Origin of the sequence: Streptomyces sp. NPDC056361 (assembly GCF_042262805.1) — a bacterium.
Classification (GTDB): Bacteria; Actinomycetota; Actinomycetes; order Streptomycetales; family Streptomycetaceae; genus Streptomyces.
The window spans coordinates 1-3359 of the sequence record NZ_JBHJQI010000295.1 but is presented as its reverse complement, the minus strand read 5'-3'; the positions used below and the strand labels follow the sequence as shown (position 1 = coordinate 3359).

Below are 3359 nucleotides of genomic sequence, written 5' to 3'. Positions count from 1 at the left end.
ACGCGGAAGGGCCGGACGGTCGTGAGACCGGCCGGCCCTTTCCGTGGTGCGGTCAGGCGGCGACGAGCGCTTCGAGGTCGCGGAGCACCTCGCCGGGGGTCGGCAGCGAGGCGGCCTCCGCGGCGAGGAGCCGGGTCCGCTCGGCGTAGCCGGGGTCCGACAGGATCGTCCGGCACGCCTCGGCGATCACGTCGTCGGCGTCGCGTCCGGCGAGGCGGTGCTTGTCGACCATGAGGGCGGCGCCGAAGCCCGCCACCGACTCGGCGACGGCCTTGCCGTACCCGTTGTCGGGGATGATCACCTGCGGCACGCCCGCGTTGACCAGCGTCATCGCGGTGGTCGCGCCGCCGTGGTGGACCGCCAGGTCGCAGGTGGGGGCGACCACGTCGAGGGGCAGCCAGCCGATGCGCACGTCGCCGAGTTCGGCGCCGTACTTCTCGGCGGCCTCGGGGAGCGCCGCGATGAGCACCTCGGCGCCGGTCCCGGTCAGTTCGTCCACGAGCCTCCGCAGCGAGCTGCCGGGGGTGTCGAGCATCAGGTTGCGGGTGCCGGCGGTGATGAGCACGCGGCGGCGGCCCTCGGGCTTCGTGTACATCCACGGTTCGAGGCGGCGCTGGCTGACCCGGGGGACCCAGCGCATCGACCGCGCGGCGGGGGCGCCCTCGGGGCGGACGGACGGCGGGCAGAGGTCGATGAAGAGGTCGGGGTCGGGCAGTGCGGCCAGCCCCAGGCGCTCCAGCTCCGGCTGGAGTTCGGCCACGGCGGTGCGGTCGCGGCGGGCCATCGGGGCGATGTGCCAGATGTGGCGGACGTACGGGACCTTCAGCTGTGCGGCGAGCAGCCGCGGGACGTGCGAGAGGCCGCCGACGACCAGGTCGGGCGTCCAGGACCCGGCGAGCTCCAGGAGGGCGTCGAGCCGGACGGCGGCGGTCATGGCCTCCTGGCCGTACCGCATGCGCTCGGGGGTGATGCAGACGGCGGGGAGGCCGACGGAGGCCGCGGCCGCCATCAGGGGCTCGTCGGCGGCGAGGAGGATCTCGTGGCCCGCGTTCCGCGCGGCCGAGGCGAGGGGGGCGACGCCGAAGACGGCCGCCTGGCTGCCACCGACGGTGAACAGTATTTTCATGGAGGTCGAACCTCTTCCGTGAGAATGCGGATCAGTTGGTTCCGGGGCCCTTCCGGACCTTTTCCGGGCCCTTTCGGGGTCAGCCCGCCTCGGCCATTTCCATGATGTAGCGGCCGTAGGACGACTTCGCGAGGCGGCTGCCCAGTCGGTAGCAGGTCTCGCGGTCTATGTAGCCCATGCGCCAGGCGATCTCCTCGAGGCAGGCGATGCGCACGCCCTGCCGGTGTTCGAGGACCTGGACGTAGTCGCCGGCCTCCATGAGCGCGTCGTGGGTCCCGGTGTCGAGCCACACGAAACCGCGGCCGAGCGGGATCAGCGTGGCCTCGCCCCGCTCCAGGTAGACGCGGTTGAGGTCGGTGATCTCCAGCTCGCCGCGCTCCGACGGCTTCAGCTCCCGGGCGATGTCCACGACCTGGTTGTCGTAGAGGTAGAGCCCGGTGATGGCCAGGTTGGTCTGCGGCTTGGCGGGCTTCTCCTCCAGGGCGATCAGCCGGCCCTGGGCGTCGAGCGTGCCGACGCCGTACCGCTCGGGGTCGCGCACCGGGTAGCCGAAGAGGACGCAGCCCTCCAGGTCCTGCGAGGCGCGCTGGAGCATGGGGCCGAACTCGTAGCCGTGGAAGATGTTGTCGCCGAGGACCAGGGCGACGGAGTCGTCGCCGATGTGGTCGGCGGAGACGAGGAACGCGTCGGCGAGCCCCCGGGGCTTGTCCTGCTCCGCGTAGGTCAGGTTGATGCCGAGCCAGGAGCCGTCGCCGAGCAGTCGGCGGAACATCTCCTGGTCGTCGGGGGTCGTGATGATCTCGATGTCGGTGATCCCCGCCAGCATCAGTGCCGACAGCGGGTAGTAAATCATCGGCTTGTCGTAGACCGGGAGCATTTGCTTTGATACACCGAGGGTGATCGGATGGAGCCTCGTACCATTGCCGCCGGCCAGGATGATTCCCTTCACCGTGGCGCCTCCTCAATCTATTCGGTGCCAATTTGGCGGATGCCCGCACTTTATATCGGGAGAACGCACAGCCGAAAGACACCTCACTCGGGGCCGGGAAGAGTCAATACCGGCGCCATTGACGAACATTGCGCCGCTTCTCCATGCTGACCTCATCCCGGTTCAGGCACGCGAATTCCTCTTGTCGTTTAGGTGGATCTGTGAAAATGGAAGCTCTGACACCCGTTCAGGAATCCGATCGGAAGCCCGGCATCGGCATCGGCATCATCGGGTGCGCCGACATCGCCGTGCGGCGGGCCCTCCCGGCGATCCAGGAGTCGCCGTTCCACCTGGTGGCGGTCGCGAGCCGTTCCCGGGAGAAGGCCGAGGGCGTCGCGGCCCCGTTCGGCTGCGAGGCCGTCGAGGGGTACGACCGGCTGCTGGAACAGCCCGGCGTCGACGCCGTGTACATCCCGCTGCCCAACAGCGAGCACGCCGAATGGGCGCGCCGGGCGCTGAAGGCGGGCAAGCACGTGCTGATCGAGAAGCCGGCGGTCTCCACCGAGGAGACGGCGCGGGAACTCGTGGCGCTCGCCGAGGAGCGCGGGCTGCTCGTCATGGAGAACTTCGCGTTCCTCCGGCACCCCCAGCACGATCTGGCGCGGTCCCTGCTCGCCGACGGGTCCATCGGCGAACTCCGCGCCTTCAACGGCGTGTTCGGCATTCCGCCGACCGACCCGAACGGGATCAAGTACCAGGCGGAGCTCGGCGGCGGGTCGCTGTGGGAGGTCGGCTGCTATCCGGTGCGCGCGGCCCAGGAGTACCTGGGCGCCGCGCCGGCGGTGCTGGGGGCCGGCCTGGAGTTCGCCCCGGAGCTCGGTGTGGACGTGTCGGGCGTGGCGCTGCTGCGCGACGACGCCGGCGTCACCGCGAACTGTTCCTTCGGCCTGTCGCACAGCTACCGGTCGACGTACGACCTCTGGGGCACCGAGGGGCGGCTGACGCTGGAGTGGGCCTTCACCCCGTCGCGGGACGCCCGTCCCGTGCTGGTCCTGGAGCAGCGGGACCGGGTGACCCGGATCGCGGCGCCGGCCTCGGACCAGTTCCTCGGGGTGTTCTCGACGTTCCACGACGCCGTGGTCGATCCGGCGGCGCGCGCGACGCACCACCGGGACCTGGTGCGCCAGGCCGAGTTGATGGCCCGGATCCGCGCGCACGCCTCGGCCGCCGCCGCTCACTGAGCGGCCGGCGGGGCCCGCGGGGCCGAAGGGCGGAGGACGAAAGAACGGCAGTCGGTGTCCGCGG

The 3359-nt window shown here is 70.9% G+C and carries 3 protein-coding genes; 1 reads left to right on the top strand and 2 read right to left on the bottom strand.

Annotated features, from left to right (window positions below; all coding sequences use genetic code 11):
• Positions 1-52: 52 nt before the first annotated feature.
• Together ACFCY7_RS40230 and rfbA are read right to left on the bottom strand one after the other, a co-directional pair.
• The gene (locus ACFCY7_RS40230; protein ID WP_376491043.1) at positions 53-1126 is read right to left on the bottom strand and encodes a nucleotide disphospho-sugar-binding domain-containing protein; all 1074 of its coding nucleotides are present in this window, start codon (positions 1124-1126) and stop codon (positions 53-55) included.
• Positions 1127-1205: 79 nt separating this feature from the next.
• Positions 1206-2075: a glucose-1-phosphate thymidylyltransferase RfbA gene (gene rfbA, locus ACFCY7_RS40225; protein ID WP_376491042.1), complete on the bottom strand. Its 870-nt coding sequence runs from the start codon at positions 2073-2075 to the stop codon at positions 1206-1208.
• Positions 2076-2281: 206 nt separating this feature from the next.
• Here rfbA and ACFCY7_RS40220 point away from each other — a divergent pair, with 206 nt between their 5' ends.
• Entirely contained in the window at positions 2282-3295 is a 1014-nt protein-coding gene (locus tag ACFCY7_RS40220) for a Gfo/Idh/MocA family protein (protein ID WP_376491041.1), read from the top strand.
• Positions 3296-3359 lie beyond the last annotated feature (64 nt).